Here is a 19,119-nt window from a genome sequence, read left to right on the forward strand (position 1 = left end):
CCCACAGGGGTTTGTGAACACCGCAGATCCAATGTGGGAGCGGGCTTGCTCGCGAAGGCGTCAGCCCAGACACCTCCGTCCTCAAGGCTTACGCAACAGGTACGTATCCATAATCCACCCGTTTGCCACTCGCGCCGCCTTGCGCACTCGCTCGATCTCATCCGCCACATCCTTGATCTTGCCGCTGATCAAAATCTCATCCGGCGTCCCCAAATAAGCCCCCCAGTAAATCTCCGTCTCCGGGTCCGCCACCTGATGGTAGGAATCCTCGGCATCGAGCATCACCACCAGGCTGTCGGCATCGCTCACCTGCCCCGCCGCCAGGCGTCGGCCGGTGGTGATTTCGATCGAGCGGCCAATGCGATTCAGCGGCACCTTATGCTGCGCCGCCAACGCCTGGACGCTGGTAATGCCGGGGATCACTTCATACTCGAACGCACAGCGGCCCGAGGTCAGGATCGCCTGCAAAATCCGCAGGGTGCTGTCGTACAACGCCGGATCGCCCCACACCAGAAAACCGCCGCACTGGTCGTCGGATATTTCCTCATTGATCAGCCGCTCGAAGGTCTGTTGCTTGGCGAGGTTCAGATCTTCAACGCTGGTCTTGTAGTCCACTTCCCCGCGCTCGCGCTCCGGGCTGTGGACCTCGACGAAGCGGTAGTCGTGCTCGGTGATGTAGCGCTCGCAGATCTCACGGCGCAGGTCGATCAATTTGTCTTTGCTCTGGCCCTTGTCCATCAGGAAAAACACGTCGACGCGGTTCAGCGCCTTCACGGCCTGCATTGTGATGTAGTCGGGGTTGCCGGCACCGATGCCGATGACCAGAAGCTTTTTCATCAAATGACTCCTTCAAGCAAACGCAGCCGCCAGCGGCCGGTGAACCGCAACTCGATGGCCGATAACGGTTCGACATCGATCAGGTTGAACGCCTTGGCCTGCAACACCTGGGTCAATGCGGCGCGAATGACAAAGGGATGGGTGATGGCAAGGAAATGCCCCGGTGTTGCCTCAAGGGACTTGAGCCACTGCGCCACGCGCACGGTGAGCTGCGCGGCCGACTCACCGCCATGGGGCGCCGAGGTCGGGTCATCGAGCCAGGCCTGCAGCGCCTCGGGTTCGGACTTTTGCAGGTCATTGATCCGCGCCCCGCGCCACCGTCCGAAGTCGCAATCCCTCAGTGCCGCGATGATTTCAACATCACTGCCAAACAACTCGGCCGTCTGCTGCGTACGCAACTCCGGCCCGCAGAGCAGCCGTGGCGTCTCTTCGAACTGGCCGCTACGCGATCCCTTCGCCCATTGGCCATAAAATTCCAACGGCTCATTCGTAGGAAAACTCGCCAATTTTTGTGCGACGGTTCGCGCGTGGCACATCAGGGTCAAACGGGTTGCCTGCACGGATTATCACCCTGTCGATGAAATGGAAGACGGCACGATGCTGCCGTTAATGACGCAATTGTGCCGCAAGAAGCGCGATCCAGGGCGTTTCCTTTGAACCAGCTATCACGGAGACACAACCTCGACCAACCAATGAATTTAGGCAATCTCTGACACGTTTGCGGGCGATGGACTACAACGCCAGTCGACTTCCATGTAGCCCCCAGCGCACAGGCTTTTCGCCTCATTTTGGCCCCTGAAAAACCCATGGAAAAATTCACTAGACATGTAGCGCGCACTACATAAATACTGTTTTAGCAATTTATGAAACAAAACCGACACACCCATCCAGCAGGAGCCCGGATGCCCTCTCTCAGAGACCTGATCACCGATCCCGGCCTGGACCTTACGCCGTCGGAACGCAAAGTCATTCGTGCCTTATTGGACCAGTACCCCCGTAACGGGCTGGGGCCGATGTCACGTTTGGCCGAACATGCCGGTGTCAGCGACCCCACCATCGTGCGGCTGGTGAAAAAACTGGGTTTCAGCGGTTACGCCGATTTTCAGGACGCCCTGCTCAGCGACATGGACCACCGCCTGCGGTCCCCCAGCGCCTTATTACAGCTTCGCTCTCATCTTCAGAAAGGCGACGCCTGGAGCCATTATCTGGCGGACAGCCATCGGGCGCTGGTGGAAACCCATGCACTGACCCAGCCCGAAGACGTGCGGATTCTGGTGGAATGGCTGCTCGACACCCGCCATCAGGTTCACTGCTTTGGCGGACGCTTCAGCAGTTTCCTCGCCAGCTATCTGCTCAACCATTTGCGCCTGCTGCGCCCGGGCTGCTTCGCCCTGGAAGACAACGCGCAACTGCCGGACCGGCTGTTCGACGTGCAGCGCCAGGACGTGGTGCTGGTGTTCGACTATCGCCGCTACCAATCACAGGCCCTGCGCGTGGCCAACGCGGCGAAAAGCCGAAATGCCCGCGTGGTGTTGTTCACTGATATCTATGCTTCACCGCTGCGAGAAATGGCTGACCTGATTATCAGTGCGCCGGTGGAATCGGTGTCGGCCTTCGACTCCATGGTGCCGGCGCTGGCCCAGGTCGAGGCGCTGATTGCCTGTCTGACCCTGCGCAGCCCGGAGCTGGCCGATCGCCTGGAAGGCATCGATGCCCTGCGGACCGACTTCGACACCCACCTGCTGGAGGATAAATAAGGATGTTCACGCTCCCCCATCACTCGCCCCGCGACTTGCCGTTCACTGCCAACCACACCGCGCTGTTGCTGGTAGACATGCAACGGGCCTGGCTCGAACCGCAGTTCGACCCGCACCTCAACGGACCGGATGGCGAATACTTCCTGACCCGCACCCACATGCAGGTGGTGCCCAATCAACGCCGGTTGCTCAGTGCATTTCGCAGCGCACGGCAAAACGTCCTGCACACGATCATCGAAAGCCTGACCGCCGACGGCCGCGACCGCTCGCTGGACCACAAGCTCTCGGACATGCACTTGCCCAAAGGCAGCGCATCGGCGCGGATCATCGACGACCTGACGCCTGTCGAAAACGAAATCGTTCTGCCCAAGACCTCCTCCGGGGTCTTCAACTCCACCAACATCGACTACGTGCTGCGCAATCTTGAGGCGCGGCACTTGATCATCGCCGGCATCGTCACCGACCAGTGCGTGGACATGGCCGTGCGTGACGCCGCAGACCGCGGCTACCTGGTGACGCTGGTGGAAGATGCCTGTGCGACCTACACGCCGCAGCGTCATCAAGCCTGCCTGAACGCGATCAAGGGTTACTGCTGGATCACCGACACCCAAACCGTGCTCGGCCGATTGCAGGAGATGCCAGCATGAGCGAACGCCTGTCGCCGCTGCCCATGACCACCATCGTCACCACCGACCTGATCGGCGTGACCCGTGGCCGCTCGTTCCCCACCGATGAACTTGAACACTACGTGGCGACGGGTTGCGGCTGGGTGCCGGCCAACAGCGCCCTGACCCCGCAAGACGTCATCGCCTCCACCAACCCATGGGGCGCCTATGGCGATCTACGCCTGATTCCCGACCTGAGCAGCCGGGTGACGGTGAGCAATGGCCCGGATGCCAAGGCCCCGGCATTGGACTTCATTCACGGCGACATTCGTGAAACCGATGGCCGCCCGTGGGGCGCCTGTCCGCGTACGCTGTTGCGCAATGAAGTGGAGCGTTATCGCGCCGAACAGGGCTTGCAGGTCAACGCCGCGTTCGAACATGAATTCAACCTGGGCAGCGGCAAGGCCGATCAGCTGGCGTTCTCCCTTGAGGCACAGCGTCAGGGCGCCGAGTTCGGTGGCTGGCTGCTCAGCGCCCTGCGCGCCGGCGGCGTCGAACCGGAAATGTTCCTGCCCGAATACGGCAAGCATCAATACGAAATCACCTGCCGCCCCGCCCTCGGTGTAGCGGCGGCGGACCGTGCGGTGAACGTGCGCGAGATTACTCGCGAGATCGCCCGGCAGATGGACCTGGACCTGAGCTTCGCGCCGAAGACGTCCGAGCATGCCGTGTGCAACGGCGTGCACCTGCATGTGAGCCTGCTGGACCTGGACGGCCAACCGCTGATGTACGACGCCGACACGATCAATGGCCTGTCGACTCTCGGCCAGCACTGGGCCGCCGGCATCCTGCATTACTTGCCGGCGCTGTGCGCGTTTACCGCGCCGACACCGGTGTCCTATGAACGATTGCAGCCGCATCACTGGAGCGCGTCCTACGCCTGCCTCGGCCAGCGCAACCGCGAAGCGGCGCTGCGGATCTGCCCGACCGTGAGCCTGGGCGGCAAATCCGTGGCAGCGCAATACAACCTCGAATTTCGCGCCATGGACGCCACGGCTTCGCCGCACCTGGCCATGGCCGCACTGCTGATTGCCGGTCGCCTGGGCATCGAACAACGCCTGGCCTTGAATGCGATTACCGATGAAATCCCCGATTCCCTGAACGAAGAGCAACGCCAGGCCCGCGGCATCGTCACCCTGCCCGCGTCCCTTGCCCAGGCGCTTGAGTGCCTGCGCAACAGCGAAGCGCTGATCGAAGCCCTGCCGAGTGAACTGATGGACACCTGGATCGCCCTTAAAACCGAGGAACTGACGCTGACGGAACAGCTGTCGCCCGCCGAACGCTGTGAGCACTATGCACGCCTGTACTGAATCCGCTGAACGCGGTCTCTTTACCGAGCCCGCGTACACCCTGAGCCGCGAAGACTCGACACACCCGTTGATTCTGGTGTGCGAACACGCCAGCCGTTTTATCCCGGCCAGGTTGAATGACCTGGGCTTGAGTCATGCAGCGGCCCGCGAGCATATCGCCTGGGACATTGGCGCGCTGGCACTGGCGCAAGGTTTGTCCCAGGCACTGGGAGCAACACTGCTGGCGGCCAATTACTCGCGGTTATTGGTTGACCTCAACCGCCCGCGCCATGCCCCGGACAGTATCCCGGCGCACAGCGAGATCTATCAGATACCGGGCAATCAGGATCTGGACGAGGCCACGCGCGAGTACCGCCGCGAATGCCTGTTCAAACCGTTTCATGCCCGGCTGCAAACCTTGATCGACCAGCGTGTCGCGCAAGGGCGGCCGGTTCGGGTGGTCGGCATTCACAGCTTCACCCCGATTTACCACGGCCAGCCACGCGCGCTGGAAGCCGGCGTGCTGTTTGGTGAAGCCAAGGGCTACGCCCAACGATTGATTGACGGGTTGAGCCAGCACCCCTTGAAGGTTGCCGGAAACGAGCCGTACAAAATCAATCCGCTGGGCGACATGACGGTGCCGGTGCATGGCGATGCTCGGGGATTGGAGTCGGTGTTGATCGAAGTGCGCAACGACCTGTTGCGCACCCCTGAAGAGGTCAGTCGCTGGACAGATTACCTGGCGCCACTGCTGTAAAAAATCGCGTAAAACCTGCAGCAAGCAGCTGCTTTCATCCCAAGGAGTAGGGCTTCATGGAAATAGAAGAATTCGGCTACAAGCAAGAGTTGAAACGTAGCCTGTCACTGACCGACCTGGTGGTGTACGGGATGATCTTCATGATCCCCATCGCCCCGTTCGGAGTGTACGGTTATGTCAACGCCGAAGCGCCCGGGATGGTGCCGCTGGCCTACATCATCGGCATGGTCGCGATGCTGTTCACCGCCCTGAGTTACGGCAGCATGGCCCGGGCTTTTCCGATTGCGGGTTCGGTGTATTCCTACGCACAACGCGGCCTCAACCCGCATGTCGGGTTTATCGCCGGATGGCTGATGCTGCTCGATTACCTGCTGATTCCACCGTTGCTCTACGTTTACGCGGCCATGGCGCTGAATCACCTTTATCCGGACATTCCCAAGGTCGGTTTCATCCTGGCGTTTCTGGTCAGCGCGACGTTCGTCAACCTGCGGGGCATCACGTTTACCGCCCGTATGAACATCGTGTTTCTGCTGGCGCAGCTGGTGGTGCTGGGGATCTTCCTGTTCTACGCCTGGAATGCGCTGCATAGCGGCGGCGGTAACGGTCAGCTGACCCTGGCGCCGTTATACAACCCCGACACCTTCAATTTCGCCCTGCTGATGCAAGCGGTATCGATTGCGGTGCTGTCGTTCCTCGGTTTCGATGCGATCTCCACCCTCGCCGAAGAAATCAAGGGCGATCCGGGCCGCAGCGTCGGCAAGGCAGCGTTGATCACCCTGGTGGTGATGGGCGTGATCTTCGTCGTGCAGACCTGGATTGCGACAGATCTTGCGGCCGGCATGGGCTTTACCTCCGCCGACACCGCGTTCTATGAAATCGCCGAAATCGCCGCAGGCAGCTGGCTGGCGACCCTGACGGGCGTGGCCACGGCGCTGGCCTGGGGCGTAGCGGTTGCCATCACCTCGCAAGCGGCGGTATCGCGCCTGCTTTTCGGCATGGCCCGGGACGGCAAACTGCCGAAAGTGCTGGCCAGGGTTCACCCGAAACACAACACCCCGTACCTGAGCATCTACCTGGTGGCCGTGTTGTCTCTGGTGATTTGCTACCTGTTCATCAACTCGGTGGACACCCTCACCTCGCTGGTGAACTTCGGCGCGTTGAGCGGTTTCATGTTGCTGCACCTGACCGTGATCAATTACTACTGGCGTCGGCAGAAGTCCGGCCAGGTGATCCGTCACCTGATCTGCCCGGTGATCGGCTTCATCATCGTCGCGGCCATCATGTACAACATGGGCGTCGATGCACAAAAACTCGGTCTGATCTGGATTGCCCTGGGCCTGGTGTACCTGTTTTTCCTGAACAGGCTCGGCGCCAGCACGGCGTTGCCCGATCCGAGCAACGGCTGACAAGAAAAAGAGCGGCGCCTGACAAGAAATCAGGCGACCGCCGATTTAACGCGTGGAAACCGACAGTGATAGTCAGGTTTGGCACACACCGCCGAACCCTTTGATACAGGAGTACATCCATGCTGGTCTTACGCCCAGTCGAGTTAACCGACCTGCCCCAGTTACAGCAACTGGCGCGCGACAGTCTGGTCGGTGTCACGTCCTTGCCGGACGACACTGAACGCCTGCGACTAAAGATACTCGACTCCTGCGCCTCGTTCGACAAAGACGTCGAGGTGCATGGCCCGGAGAATTATTTCTTCGTACTGGAGGATCTCGCGGCCCGGCGTCTGGTGGGTTGCTCGGAAATCCTTGCCACCGCCGGCTTCAACGAACCGTTCTACAGCTTGCGCAACCGTCACTTCACCAGCGCTTCCCGAGAGCTGAACATCGAACACGGCGTGCCGGCGTTGTCGTTGTGCCAGGACCTCAGCGGCCACACCTTGCTGCGGGGTTTTCATATCGACACGGCACTGGTGCGCACAGCGTTTTCGGAATTGCTGTCCCGGGCGCGCCTGTTGTTCATCGCCGCCCATTCGCAGCGCTTTGCCGAAGCGGTGATCACCGAGATCGTCGGTTTCAGCAGCGAGGAGGCGCAGTCACCGTTCTGGGATGCGCTGGGCAAGCATTTCTTCGATTTGCCCTACGCCGAGGCCGAGCGGCTCTGCGGTCTGGAGAGCCGGACTTTCCTCGCCGAACTGATGCCGCAATACCCGATCTACGTGCCGATGCTGCCCCAGGCGGCACAGGATTGCATCGGCCGGATTCACCCCGACGGCCAGGAGGCCTTCGATATCCTTGAGCGCGAGGGATTTGAAACCAACAGCTACATCGACCTGTTTGACGCAGGCCCGACGCTGTATGCGCGCACCTCGAACATTCTCTCCATCGCGCAAAGCCAGATCGGTACGGTGCAGTCGGCTTCGTCCATTGAGGCGAGCGGCCGTTACCTGGTGAGCAACGATTCGCTGAAGGATTACCGCGCCATCGTCGCCGAGCTGAGTGTCCAGGCTGGGCAACCGGTAGGGTTGAGCGTCGAGATGTGCGCCGCCCTGAGCGTGACCGATGGCAGCCCGATCCGGCTGATTGCCCTGTGAGCATCACCCGGCCTCGTGCCCAACGACAGCGCCCGAACTGGCGCGAAGAAGGAGCTGCATCATGATTGTCCGTCCGGTTCACGTCACCGACCTGCCCGCCTTGATGGACCTGGTGCAACAGGCCGGCCCCGGCTTCACCACCCTGCCGGCCAACGAAGAGCGTCTGGTACACCGGGTGCGCTGGGCCCAACGGACCTTCGCCGAACAGGTCGAGCGTGCGGATGCCGATTACCTGTTCGTGCTGGAAGATGACGATCAGCAAGTGGTCGGCATCAGTGCCTTGGCCGGCGCCGTTGGCCTGCGTGAGCCCTGGTACAACTATCGGGTCGGGCTGACGGTCAGTTCGTCGCCGGACCTGGGTATTCAGCGGCAGATTCCGACGCTGTTCCTGAATAATGAAATGACCGGCCAATCGGAAATCTGCTCGCTGTTTCTGCGTCCCGATCAACGCCATGGCAGCAATGGTCGGCTGCTGTCGCTGGGACGATTGCTGTTCGTGGCCGAGTTCCCGCACCTGTTCGGCGACAAGCTGATTGCCGAACTGCGCGGCAGTGCCGACGAACACGGCTGTTCGCCGTTCTGGGACAGCCTGGGCCGGCACTTCTTCAAGATGGACTTCAGCCACGCCGATCACCTGTCGGGGCTGGGCAGCAAACCGTTCATCGCCGAACTGATGCCACGCCAGCCGCTCTACACCTGCCTGCTCACCGAACAGGCCCAGGCCGTCATCGGCAAGGCACACCCGAACACCGAACCGGCGTTGAAGATCCTCAGCGCCGAAGGATTTGTGCATCAGGGCTACATCGACATCTTCGACGCCGGCCCGGTGATCGAAGCCCCGGTCGCGAAAATCCGCACCGTGCGCGACAGTCAGCCCCTGGTATTGGCCATCGGCACGCCTGACGAACAGGCCCCGGTGTGGCTGATCCACAACCGCCGCCTGGAAAACTGCCGCATCACCACCGCCCAGGCCCGCTTGGTGGGCAACAGCCTGATCGTCGACCGACTCACGGCCAAACGCCTGCAACTGCAACCGGGGAATTCGGTGCGGGCGGTGTTGTTGCCCAATCGACAGCAGCAGGCTGTGGCGGCCTGATCGCCACCACTACTGTGGCGAGGGAGCTTGCTCCCGCTGGGCTGCGAAGCGGCCCCAAAAAACCAGCTCCCCCATTTATCTGGCATACCGCATTCGCCAATTGACGACTGCTGCGCAGCCGAGCGGGAGCAAGCTCCCTCGCCACAGGTAAACCTCCTCGCCACAACCCTCTTCACCACAGACACACCTCCTGGCCACAAAGGGTCCGCGTCTATCTGAGCCACCCCGCAAATTCGTCATCATCTTCCCCTCGTCCGCGTGATAGCCTTTTGTTCCTTCGGCGTTGACACCTTTGCTCAAGCCTTTCCATTCCTTTGTATTGGTGGAACTCATATGTCCAGGCTTTCTCATCAAGATTTGCGCCGTAACTTCCGCGAGCTGTTTGCTTCCAACACCTGCTATCACACGGCGTCGGTCTTCGACCCGATGTCAGCCCGCATTGCCGCTGACCTGGGGTTTGAAGTGGGTATCCTCGGTGGCTCCGTCGCCTCTTTGCAGGTATTAGGTGCCCCCGACTTCGCCTTGATCACCCTCAGCGAGTTCGCCGAACAGGCCACGCGCATCGGCCGTGTCGCCCAATTGCCGGTCATCGCCGACGCCGACCACGGCTACGGCAACGCGCTCAACGTGATGCGCACCATCGTCGAACTGGAACGCGCCGGCATCGCCGCGCTGACCATCGAAGACACCCTGCTGCCAGCGCAATTCGGCCGCAAATCCACCGACCTGATTGGCGTGGCGGAAGGCGTCGGCAAGATTCGCGCGGCACTGGAAGCCCGGGTCGACTCGGAAATGGCGATCATCGCGCGCACCAACGCCGGGATCCTGCCGGTTCAGGAAGTCATCAGCCGTACCTGCCATTACCAGCAGGCCGGTGCGGACGGGATTTGCATGGTGGGCGTGCGGGACTTCGATCACCTCGAACAGATTGCCGAACACCTGAGCGTGCCACTGATGCTGGTCACCTACGGCAACCCTCTGCTGCGTGACGACAAACGCCTGGCGGAACTGGGCGTGCGGGTGACCATTGATGGTCATGGCGCGTACTTCGCAGCGATCAAAGCGACCTACGACAGTTTGCGCGAACAGCGGCAGATCTTTACCCAGGCGTCGGATTTGAGCGCTACCGAGTTGACTCATACCTATACGCAGCCTGAGGAATACATCCGTTGGGCGGAAGAGTTTATGAGTGTGAAGGAATAGCCCGTTCAGCGCGTCTGACGGTGTGAACCGAGCCGACGCCATCGCGAGCAGGCTCGCTCCCACAGGGGATTTTTAGTGGACGCATGATTTGTGTACGCCTGCAATCCAATGTGGGAGCGAGCCTGCTCGCGATGGTGTCAGTTCAGGCACCGCTATATCGCTGACAACAGTGTCAGTCAGCGCTTCGCCAACTCCATAATCATCCGCGACAACAGATAAATCCGCGGCGCCACGCTTTCTACTTCTGCGTACTCTTCAGGCGTATGAATATTGCCGCCAACAATCCCGAACCCATCCAGTGTCGGCGTGCCCACACCGGCTGAGAGGCTGGCATCCGCTGCCCCGCCACTGCCTTCTTCCGTCAACTTGCGCCCGATCTCACCGTAAATCCCCTGGGCCATGGCCATCAGCCGATCCGATTCCGCCGTCTGCGGCATCGGCGGCAGACCGCGTTGTAGCGTGGTGGTGACTTCGGTGTCCGCAATCAGCTTGTCTTTGGAAACCCGCGCCAGGTCCTTCTCGATCCGGTCAAACTCTTCCGGTACCGCCGCCCGCACGTCAGCCTTGGCGGTGGCCTGATCCGGAATCACGTTCGTGCGGTCGCCCGACTTGATCACCGTGAAGTTGATGGTGGTTTTCTTCTCGGCGTCGCCCAGTTTGCCGAGTTGCAGAATCTGGTGCGCCGCTTCCATCGCCGCGTTGCGGCCCAGTTCCGGCGCGACACCGGCGTGGGCGGCTTTGCCTTTGACTTCCACCACCGCCGTCGCGCTGCCTTTGCGCCACACCACCAGACCATCCGCCGGGCGGCCCGGCTCGAGGTTGAGGGTTACATCGTGGGCCTTGGCGGTTTTCTTGATCAGGTCGGTGGCGATGTCCGAGCCGGTTTCTTCGCTGGCGTCGAGCAGGAAGGTAATTTGCGCGTAATCCTTGAAGTCGAGGTTTTTCAGGACTTTCAGCGCGTAGATCCCGGCGACGATGCCGCCCTTGTCGTCCATCACGCCCGGCCCGTAGGCGCGGCCATCCTTGATGTGGAACGGGCGCTCGGCGGCCGAGCCTTCCTTGAACACGGTGTCCATGTGCGCCATCAGCAGGATTTTCGCCTTGCCGGTGCCTTTGAGGGTGGCGATCACGTGGCTGCTTTTGTCCGGTGTGTTCGGCACCAGTTCGATGCTGAAGCCGAGTTTTTTCAGCTCGTCGATGGCGATGTCGCGTACTTGCGTCAGACCGGGTTCATAGCCGGAACCGGAGTCGATGTTCACCAGGCGTTCCAGCAATTTCAGGGCTTGCCCCTTGTACTGTTCGGAATCGGCGAGGACTTGTTTGTGGGGTTCGGCAAAGACCGCCGGGGCGAATACGCCGAGGGCGAGGGTCAGGCCAAGGCTGGTGGCCAGCAGGGAACGAGGGAGATTGAGCGTCATGAATCGGTCCTTGTTTCGTGTCGGGGAACCGAAACCCTACCTCACTGAGCTGCTTGGCTCTATGCCGAATGCGACCCCAACAGAACTGGCACACCGCAATTCCCTTGTGGGAGCGGGCCTTTGTGGTGAGGGGATTTATCCCCGTTGGGATGCGAAGCAGCCCCAGTTCTGCCATTGCGTTTTTCAGGCACGCCGCGTTCAGCGGTTTACGACTGCTTCGCAGCCGAACGGGGATAAATCCCCTCGCCACAAAAGCCCTTTAGCCACATAGGTTCGTTCCCACAGGGATGTTTGCGGGCTTTCAGACCGGGTCGAGCAGTTCGTGCTGGGGCTTGCCGCCAATGCGGCTAATGACGCGGTTGCGGCCGGTGCTCTTGGCTTCGTAGAGCGCCTGATCGGCATCGTTGAGCCACAGGGTGGCGTCGGTGAACGCCGGGTTGAAAGCGGCCAGGCCAATGCTCAGGCTGACTTTCAGCGCCGGGTTCTGCTCGTAGCCCAGGGTGGCGAAGCGATCACGCAAGGCGTCCATGGCCGCCACCGCGCTGTTGAGGGGCAAATCCGGGAGCAGCACGCAGAATTCGTCACCGCCATAGCGCCCCGCCACATCAGTCGCCCGCAGGTTCTGCTTGAGCATTTTGCTCAGTTGTCGCAACACGATGTCCCCGGCGACGTGGCCGTAGGTGTCATTGATGGTCTTGAAATGGTCGATGTCGATCAGCGCAATCGCTCCACCCTGCTGCTGGCGTCGGCACCGCTGGAATTCAACTTCCAACTGGTCTTTCCACGCGCCATGGTTCAGCAGGCCGGTGAGGCTGTCGGTCCGGCTCAGGGCCAGCAGTTCGCGTTTTTGCCGGCCAAGGGTGGTGGCCTGGCGGAAGCAGATCCAGCCCAGCGCCAATGGATACAGGATCAGCAGGGGCAGACAAGCGTAAAGCTGCAAAGGACTGGTTTGCGGGACAAAGGCCGGGGTGAACACCAGCATGCCGACACCCATCCCGAGAATCTGCGCGGCCGTGCCCACCAGCAGGAACCGCAAACCGCCGATCGCCACGTTGTTCATGGCCATCATGGACAGCGTCGCCGCGCTTGGCAGCGGATTGAAGTGCATGGCGGCGACCCAGAAACCACCGAGAAAAGCGTCGACCAGGATGTTGCGATGTTCGGCGTGAAAGGGCACCTTCGCCCGACGCGCCCATTGATAGGCAACATGCGGCCAGAGCACGCCATTGAACAGCATCAGCCCCCAGACCCACGGCGCCGGGTCGAGCGGATACATCGCCGCGCCTACGCACAACAGCCCCAGGGCCAGGCCCAGGGTTCGCGATGTATAGAGCCTTCTGGCCAGTGAAAGTCCTTTTCCTCCCGTATTTCCCATAAGGGCCTCTGCGTCACAGAACGGAACCTGACCACACACGGGTTGCGGGTGTGCTAGGAGTCTATCAGGGCAACGTTAAATAGCCATCACCGGCGGGCAGCCTGAATCCTGCGCAGTTTGTGAGAGCGTGGCTTGCCCGCGAAGCTTTTGGCGGCGTTGAGGGCCCCTTCGCGGGCAAGCCACGCTCCCACAGGGGATGTGTGCGATGTTTGGGCTATACATGAAGAGAGGGTTGGATAAACACGGATAAAAAAGGAGACCCATGCAGACCTTTCAAGTGTTGATCATCGGCAGCGGTTTTGGCGGTCAGTGCGCGGCGATCAATTTGCTCAAGGCAGGCATCGACGATTTTCGCCTGCTGGAACGACGGGACTTTTTTGGCGGCACCTGGTGCCAGAACACCTACCCCGGCGCGGCCGTCGATGTGCCCTCGCCACTCTATTCACTGTCTTTCGCCCCTTACCGCTGGACGCAAATGTTCGCCGATCAGGCGGAACTGCACCACTACACCCAGTACGTGGTGGAGCACTTCGGCCTGCGGGACAAGGTCGAACTGCAAGCCAATGTCGAGCGCATCGAATGGGACGCCGACGGCCAACGCTGGGCGGTGCACACCGGCGCCAAAGGCACGTTTTACGCGCAGTTCCTGATCAATGCCACGGGGCCGCTGAGCCAACCCGTTGTCCCGCACTTCGAAGGTCAGGAACGCTTTCAGGGCAAGACATTTCATACCAACAACTGGGATCACTCCTTCGACTATCGCCATAAACGTGTCGCCATCGTCGGCAGCGGCGCCAGTGCGGCGCAGGTTATTCCAACCATTGCCCCCGACGTCGAGCACCTGCATGTGTTCCAGCGCACGCCGCATTGGGTATTGCCACGGGCCGACCGGACGTTTGGTCCCTTCCAGCGTTGGCTGCTGGGCCTCAAACCGGCGTACGAACTGCTGCGCTGGATGCTCTACTGGCAGTTCGAAACCCGGGTGATTGCCTTCAAATACTCGAAACCAGCCATCCGCATGGTCCAGCAACACGCCCTGCGCTTCCTCAAACGCCAGGTACCCGACCCGCAATTGCGCCGAAAACTGACACCGGACTTCACCATCGGCTGCAAGCGCGTGATTGTCTCAAGCACCCTTTACCCGGCGCTCGGCCGCCGCAACGTGACGTTGTACAGCCGCGAACAAGGCATCGCGTCCATCGACGAAACCGGCATCGTCACCCAGGACGGCCAGCACATCGACCTGGACCTGATCGTCTGGTCCACCGGGTACGACGCCACCGACGGGGTGATTTCCTACCCGGTCACCGGCAAAAACGGCACCCGACTCAAAGACGTCTGGGCCCAGTACCCGCGGGCTTATCTGGGCACCAGCCTGCCGGACTTTCCCAACCTGTTTATCGTCACCGGGCCCAACACCGGCATTGGCCACACCTCGGCGCTGTTTATTATCGAATCGCAGATGAATTACATCCTCGACTGCATTCGCACGCTCAAGGAACAGGGTTTGCGCAGCATTGAAGTGCGTCCCGAGGCAGAACGTACCTACACTGAGATGATCCACCGCGAAATGGAGCGCACCGTCTGGAAGTCCGGGGGCTGCCACAGTTGGTATCAAAGCAAGAGCGGTCATGTGATCGCCATGTTTCCGGGGTTCAGTTTCAGCTATCACCGGTTGACCCGGGCGCTGAAACCCGCTGACCACATTTTGTCCTGAACACGTAAAAGGAAGATGCCTGATGCTTGTGTTGGTTGTCCTTATCGCGGTTTTTGTAGCCTGGAGCTGGCTGAGTTATCCGGCCATCGGTTACTGGCTCTATGACCTGAACATGGCCATGGAGGCCAAGCTGTATCGGCTGCACAAAATCGTCGTACCGATCACGGAAATGACCGTCTCGACCTGGCAAGGCGGGCCGTACGAAGCGTCCAGCAGTGTGCTGATGCTGCACGGCTACAGCGCGGACAAGAACATCTGGCTGCGCTTCGCCCGGCACTTTGTCGGCAACTATCGAGTCATCATCCCCGACATCGCCGGCCATGGCGAAACCGGGTTCAAGGCCGGTGGCGGCTACGACATCCCGCTGCAGGCCAAGCGGATGATCCAGTTGCTGGACGTTTGCGGGGTCGAGAAAGTCCATGTGATCGGCAACTCGATGGGCGGCTACATCGCGGCGTGGTTGGCGGCGACTTACCCGGACCGGATTGCCTCCGTCGCCCTGATCGACCCGGCTGGCGTCACCGCCCCCGAGGCCAGTGACCTGGAGCGGCATCTGGCCAAGGGGCACAACCCGTTTCTGATTCACTCACGGGAAGAATTCCGGCGCCTCTATGCCATGACCATGGCCGAACCACCGTGGGTGCCCGGCGTGGTGCTGGATGCTATTGCCCAGCGTTATGAACAGAGTCGCGATGAGCTGGAAGAAATCTTCAACGACTTCCGCGCCAGCCCGCCGATGGAGCCCAAACTGCCCGACATCAAGTGCCCGGCGCTGCTGCTGTGGGGGCACAAGGACCGCTTGATCGATGTCAGCAGCGTGGCGGTGTGGAGTAAAGGCATCGCGGATTTGCGTGTGGACATCTGGGACCACATTGGCCATATGCCGATGGTCGAACAACCGGCCAATACGGCGCGGTTGTATGGAGAATTCCTGGGGTCGCTGCGCTCGGAAAGCCGTTCTCACCTGTAATCCCCAGCCTTTAGCAGCTGCCTTGTGGTGAGGGGATTTATCCCCGTTCGGCTGCGAAGCAGTCGTGAATTCAGACAACGCAGTGCATCAGACAGACCGTGCGTTCAGGTTTTGCGACTGCTTCGCAGTCGAACGGGGATAAATCCCCTCGCCACAAGTTGGCAACTGCAGCCAGTTGTGCGTCAGTCCTTGGCAGAATGAAGTCCGTAAGATTCTTCGTTTGTCGGCATTGCGGAAGGCTGCGATCTTTTCCCACATCCTTCTCGTTACCGCGCCAGGAATTTTTTTCATGAACCACCCAAGCTTCGTCAGCCCTGACCTGATCCGCCAACGCTTCTCTAAAGCGATGTCCGACATGTACCGCGAAGAAGTGCCGCTGTACGGCGCGCTGATGAACCTGGTGGAGGAGACCAACCGCCATGTGCTGGACAGCGATCCGCAGGTGGCCCGTCAACTGAACAGCACCGGCGAAATCGAGCGGCTGGACCTGGAGCGCCACGGCGCGATCCGCGTCGGCACTGCAGGCGAACTGGCCACCCTCGCCCGGCTGTTCGCGGTGATGGGCATGCAACCCGTGGGCTATTACGACCTGACCCCGGCCGGCGTGCCGGTGCACTCCACCGCGTTCCGCGCCGTGCACGAAGCCGCCCTGCAAGTCAGCCCATTCCGCGTGTTCACCTCACTGCTGCGCCTGGAACTGATCGAAGACCCGGAACTGCGTGCCTTCGCCCAGTCGGTGCTGGATAAACGCCAGATCTTCACCCCGACCGCCCTTGCACTGATCGACCGCGCCGAAACCGAGGGCGGTCTGACCGAACAAGAGGCCCAGAACTTCGTCGAACAGGCGCTGGAAACCTTTCGTTGGCACCACAGCGCCACCGTCACCGCCGAGCAGTACCAGAAACTCAGTGCACAGCATCGCCTGATCGCCGACGTGGTGGCGTTCAAAGGCCCGCACATCAATCACCTGACACCGCGCACCCTCGACATCGACATCGTCCAGGCGCAGATGCCCGCCCACGGCATCACGCCCAAAGCCGTCATCGAAGGTCCGCCCCGCCGCCAGTGCCCGATCCTGCTGCGCCAGACCAGTTTCAAGGCGCTCGACGAGCCGATCGCTTTCACCGATCAAGCCGAGACGCGTGGCAGCCACAGCGCGCGATTCGGTGAAATCGAGCAGCGTGGCGCCGCGCTCACTCCAAAAGGCCGGGCGCTTTATGACCGTTTGCTCAACGCTGCCCGCGATGAACTGAAGGACTTTCCCAACGAGGCCAATGCCGCACGCTACAACGCGCTGATGGCGCAGCACTTCAGCGAATTCCCTGACACCTACGAAGGCATGCGCCAACAGGAACTGGCGTACTTTCGCTACTTCCTCACGGAAAAAGGCCAGGCGGCAGATGAGCTGAAATCGTTGCCGCTGGAAGAACTGCTCAGCGGTGGCTATTTGCGGGTTGAACCGTTGGTGTACGAGGATTTTCTGCCGGTGAGCGCGGCGGGGATTTTCCAGTCGAACCTTGGGGATGCGGCGCAGGTAAATTATGGCGTGCATTCAAACCAGCAGGCGTTTGAACAGGCACTGGGGCGGCCGACCATTGACGAACTGGGTTTGTATGCCGAGACGCAGCGGCGTTCGATCGAACAGTGTTTTGCCGCGTTGACTCCCGCTATCTAAGGCGCGACACGGACCTGTAGCAGCTGGCGAAGCCTGCGTTCGGCTGCGAAGCAGTCGTAAACCGGTAAACGCGGTTTATCTGACAAACCGCAGCGCCTGATTTCACGACTGCTTCGCAGCCGAACGCAGGCTTCGCCAGCTGCTACAGGTCCGGTGTTTAGGCTAGTTTTGCCAACAACGCCTCAGCCGCAGCCTCGGACGACGCCGGGTTCTGGCCGGTGATCAGCAGGCCATCGGTGAGCACATAACTCGCCCAATCCGCACCCTTGGAGTACTCGCCGCCCTTCTCCTTCAGCATGTCCTCCACCAGAAACGGCACGACCTTCGTCAGTTGCACCGCCTCTTCCTCAGAATTGGTGAAACCCGTGACTCGCTTGCCTTTGACCAATGGCTGGCCATCCGCACCTTTGACATCACGCAACACACCCGGCGCATGGCAGACCGCCGCGACCGGTTTGCCCGCCTTGATGAACGCTTCGATCAGCGAGATCGAATAGCTGTCTCCGGCCAAGTCCCACAGTGGACCGTGACCGCCGGGATAAAACACGGCGTCGTAATCCTCGGGTCTGACGGTGCTCAATACAGCCGTCGAAGCCAATGCGGACTGCGCCGCGGAGTCTTTACGAAAGCGATCAGTGGCAGCCGTTTGCGCATCCGGCTCGTCGCTTTTCGGATCCAGCGGCGGCTGGCCACCCTTGGGCGAGACCAGGGTCAGTTGAGCGCCGGCATCTTTGAAGGCGAAGTACGGTGCGGCGAATTCTTCCAGCCAGAAGCCGGTTTTCTTACCCGTATCACCCAATTGATCGTGGGACGTTAAAACCATCAGGATTTTCATGTCGTTCTCACTCCACTTCCAGGTTGTTCGGACGCTCGACGGCGCTGTTTTTATGGACCACTCGGCCCGTCGATTCGTTGCACCGGATGCGCGGAGCCATCGAGTGATAGCCCCTAGCCTTGATGCGCAAGAAGTTGCGCACCCCTTGTGTCGAATGGCCCTTGCGAGGCGCTGATCGCCCGGCCTGTCAGGCCTTCCAGTCGAGTGCGCAAGAAGTTGCGCAGTGGTGCGCAAGTTCTTGCGCACATTCCTTCGAGTTCCTGATTGAACATCTTTTCAAGGCCCTCAAAACAATCTCAACCACCTGATTTACATAGCTTTAACCATTTCTGGCACGGACCTTGATAACAGTCATGCACCCACCGGGCGATACCGCCTCCCGGGCACTCTCACTTTATTCAGCAAGGAGCACATCCATGGCTACTCCAGCGTACATGTCCGTCACTGGCGAAAAACAAGGTCTGATCACCGCCGGCGCATTCACCGCCGACTCGGTTGGCAACACTTACCAAGAAGGTCACGAAGACCAGGTCATGGTTCAGGCTTTCAGCCACGACGTGATCATCCCGCGTGACCCACAGTCCGGCCAGCCAACCGGTCAGCGCGTACACAAGCCAGTCGTGATCACCAAGGTCTACGACAAGGCTTCGCCACTGCTGCAAGCCGCTCTGACTTCCGGCGAGCGCATGAGCGAAATCGTTATCCAGTGGTACCGCACTTCGGCTCAAGGTACCCAAGAGCACTACTACACCACCAAACTGGAAGACGCGATCATCGTCGCCATCAACAACAAAATGCACAACTGCCAGGATCCGTCGAACTCGCACTTCACTCACCTGGAAGAAGTGCAATTCACCTACCGCAAAATCACCTGGACCCACGAAGTATCCGGTACTTCGGGTTCCGATGACTGGCGTATGCCGGTCGCCTAAGTCAGGCTGACCGTCACAAGCATCGGCCAGCTCTGCTGGTCGATGTTGTTT

At 60.6% G+C, this 19,119-nt stretch carries 17 protein-coding genes; 12 read left to right on the forward strand and 5 right to left on the reverse strand.

The genetic code is table 11. The annotated features are described in order from the left end of the window. Nucleotides 1-81: 81 nt before the first annotated feature. Nucleotides 82-837: a precorrin-6A synthase (deacetylating) gene (gene cobF, locus ACA060_RS17640; RefSeq protein WP_497312099.1), complete on the reverse strand. Its 756-nt coding sequence runs from the start codon at nucleotides 835-837 to the stop codon at nucleotides 82-84. Further along, nucleotides 837-1,397: a histidine phosphatase family protein gene (locus ACA060_RS17645; protein ID WP_497312101.1), complete on the reverse strand. Its 561-nt coding sequence runs from the start codon at nucleotides 1,395-1,397 to the stop codon at nucleotides 837-839. The genes cobF and ACA060_RS17645 overlap by 1 nt, the downstream gene beginning before the upstream one ends. 342 nt (nucleotides 1,398-1,739) lie before the next feature. Here ACA060_RS17645 and ACA060_RS17650 point away from each other — a divergent pair, with 342 nt between their 5' ends. From ACA060_RS17650 to ACA060_RS17685, 8 genes are all read left to right on the forward strand, one after another. Further along, entirely contained in the window at nucleotides 1,740-2,594 is an 855-nt protein-coding gene (locus tag ACA060_RS17650) for a MurR/RpiR family transcriptional regulator (protein ID WP_109632836.1), read from the forward strand. Nucleotides 2,595-2,596: 2 nt separating this feature from the next. Next, entirely contained in the window at nucleotides 2,597-3,241 is a 645-nt protein-coding gene (locus ACA060_RS17655) for a cysteine hydrolase family protein (RefSeq protein WP_109632838.1), read from the forward strand. Beyond that, on the forward strand, nucleotides 3,238-4,569 hold the full coding sequence (locus tag ACA060_RS17660; protein WP_497312104.1) for a glutamine synthetase family protein: 1,332 nt from the start codon (nucleotides 3,238-3,240) through the stop codon (nucleotides 4,567-4,569). Before ACA060_RS17655 ends, ACA060_RS17660 begins: the two co-directional genes overlap by 4 nt. Beyond that, nucleotides 4,553-5,305, forward strand: coding sequence for an N-formylglutamate amidohydrolase (locus ACA060_RS17665; RefSeq protein WP_109632841.1), 753 nt, complete (start codon nucleotides 4,553-4,555; stop codon nucleotides 5,303-5,305). The genes ACA060_RS17660 and ACA060_RS17665 overlap by 17 nt, the downstream gene beginning before the upstream one ends. Nucleotides 5,306-5,361: 56 nt before the next feature. Then, complete coding sequence (locus tag ACA060_RS17670) at nucleotides 5,362-6,711, forward strand: APC family permease (protein WP_497312106.1); 1,350 nt, start codon at nucleotides 5,362-5,364, stop codon at nucleotides 6,709-6,711. Between the two features lie 119 nt (nucleotides 6,712-6,830). Further along, complete coding sequence (locus tag ACA060_RS17675) at nucleotides 6,831-7,847, forward strand: arginine N-succinyltransferase (protein ID WP_109632845.1); 1,017 nt, start codon at nucleotides 6,831-6,833, stop codon at nucleotides 7,845-7,847. 61 nt (nucleotides 7,848-7,908) lie between these two features. After that, nucleotides 7,909-8,943: an arginine N-succinyltransferase gene (astA, locus tag ACA060_RS17680; protein ID WP_497312108.1), complete on the forward strand. Its 1,035-nt coding sequence runs from the start codon at nucleotides 7,909-7,911 to the stop codon at nucleotides 8,941-8,943. A 333-nt stretch (nucleotides 8,944-9,276) separates the two neighbouring features. Beyond that, nucleotides 9,277-10,146 (forward strand): isocitrate lyase/PEP mutase family protein, encoded by an 870-nt coding sequence (locus tag ACA060_RS17685; protein WP_010455567.1) that lies wholly within the window; start codon nucleotides 9,277-9,279, stop codon nucleotides 10,144-10,146. Between the two features lie 176 nt (nucleotides 10,147-10,322). On the opposite strand, the gene ACA060_RS17690 is transcribed toward ACA060_RS17685, so the two are convergent. Together ACA060_RS17690 and ACA060_RS17695 are read right to left on the reverse strand one after the other, a co-directional pair. Continuing rightward, nucleotides 10,323-11,564, reverse strand: a complete 1,242-nt coding sequence (locus ACA060_RS17690) for a M20/M25/M40 family metallo-hydrolase (RefSeq protein ID WP_497312110.1) — start codon at nucleotides 11,562-11,564, stop codon at nucleotides 10,323-10,325. 301 nt (nucleotides 11,565-11,865) lie between these two features. Beyond that, nucleotides 11,866-12,939, reverse strand: coding sequence for a diguanylate cyclase (locus tag ACA060_RS17695; protein ID WP_497312112.1), 1,074 nt, complete (start codon nucleotides 12,937-12,939; stop codon nucleotides 11,866-11,868). Nucleotides 12,940-13,201: 262 nt separating this feature from the next. Here ACA060_RS17695 and ACA060_RS17700 point away from each other — a divergent pair, with 262 nt between their 5' ends. The 3 genes from ACA060_RS17700 to hglS all read left to right on the forward strand — a co-directional run bounded on the left by ACA060_RS17700 (nucleotide 13,202) and on the right by hglS (nucleotide 17,301). Beyond that, a complete protein-coding gene (locus ACA060_RS17700) occupies nucleotides 13,202-14,656 on the forward strand; it encodes a flavin-containing monooxygenase (RefSeq protein ID WP_497312114.1) in 1,455 nt (484 codons plus the stop codon). Nucleotides 14,657-14,678: 22 nt separating this feature from the next. Further along, on the forward strand, nucleotides 14,679-15,626 hold the full coding sequence (locus ACA060_RS17705; protein ID WP_497312116.1) for an alpha/beta fold hydrolase: 948 nt from the start codon (nucleotides 14,679-14,681) through the stop codon (nucleotides 15,624-15,626). Nucleotides 15,627-15,915: 289 nt separating this feature from the next. Continuing rightward, the gene (gene hglS / locus ACA060_RS17710) at nucleotides 15,916-17,301 is read left to right on the forward strand and encodes a 2-oxoadipate dioxygenase/decarboxylase HglS (protein ID WP_497312118.1); all 1,386 of its coding nucleotides are present in this window, start codon (nucleotides 15,916-15,918) and stop codon (nucleotides 17,299-17,301) included. A 157-nt stretch (nucleotides 17,302-17,458) separates the two neighbouring features. Here the strand turns inward: hglS and ACA060_RS17715 are convergent, their stop codons facing one another. Continuing rightward, a complete protein-coding gene (locus tag ACA060_RS17715) occupies nucleotides 17,459-18,136 on the reverse strand; it encodes a type 1 glutamine amidotransferase domain-containing protein (protein WP_109632854.1) in 678 nt (225 codons plus the stop codon). A 416-nt stretch (nucleotides 18,137-18,552) separates the two neighbouring features. On the opposite strand from ACA060_RS17715, the gene ACA060_RS17720 reads away from it, so the two are divergent. Continuing rightward, nucleotides 18,553-19,068 (forward strand): Hcp family type VI secretion system effector, encoded by a 516-nt coding sequence (locus tag ACA060_RS17720; RefSeq protein WP_010455578.1) that lies wholly within the window; start codon nucleotides 18,553-18,555, stop codon nucleotides 19,066-19,068. Nucleotides 19,069-19,119: the final 51 nt, after the last annotated feature.

It is taken from the genome of Pseudomonas sp. LBUM1671, assembly GCF_059695685.1.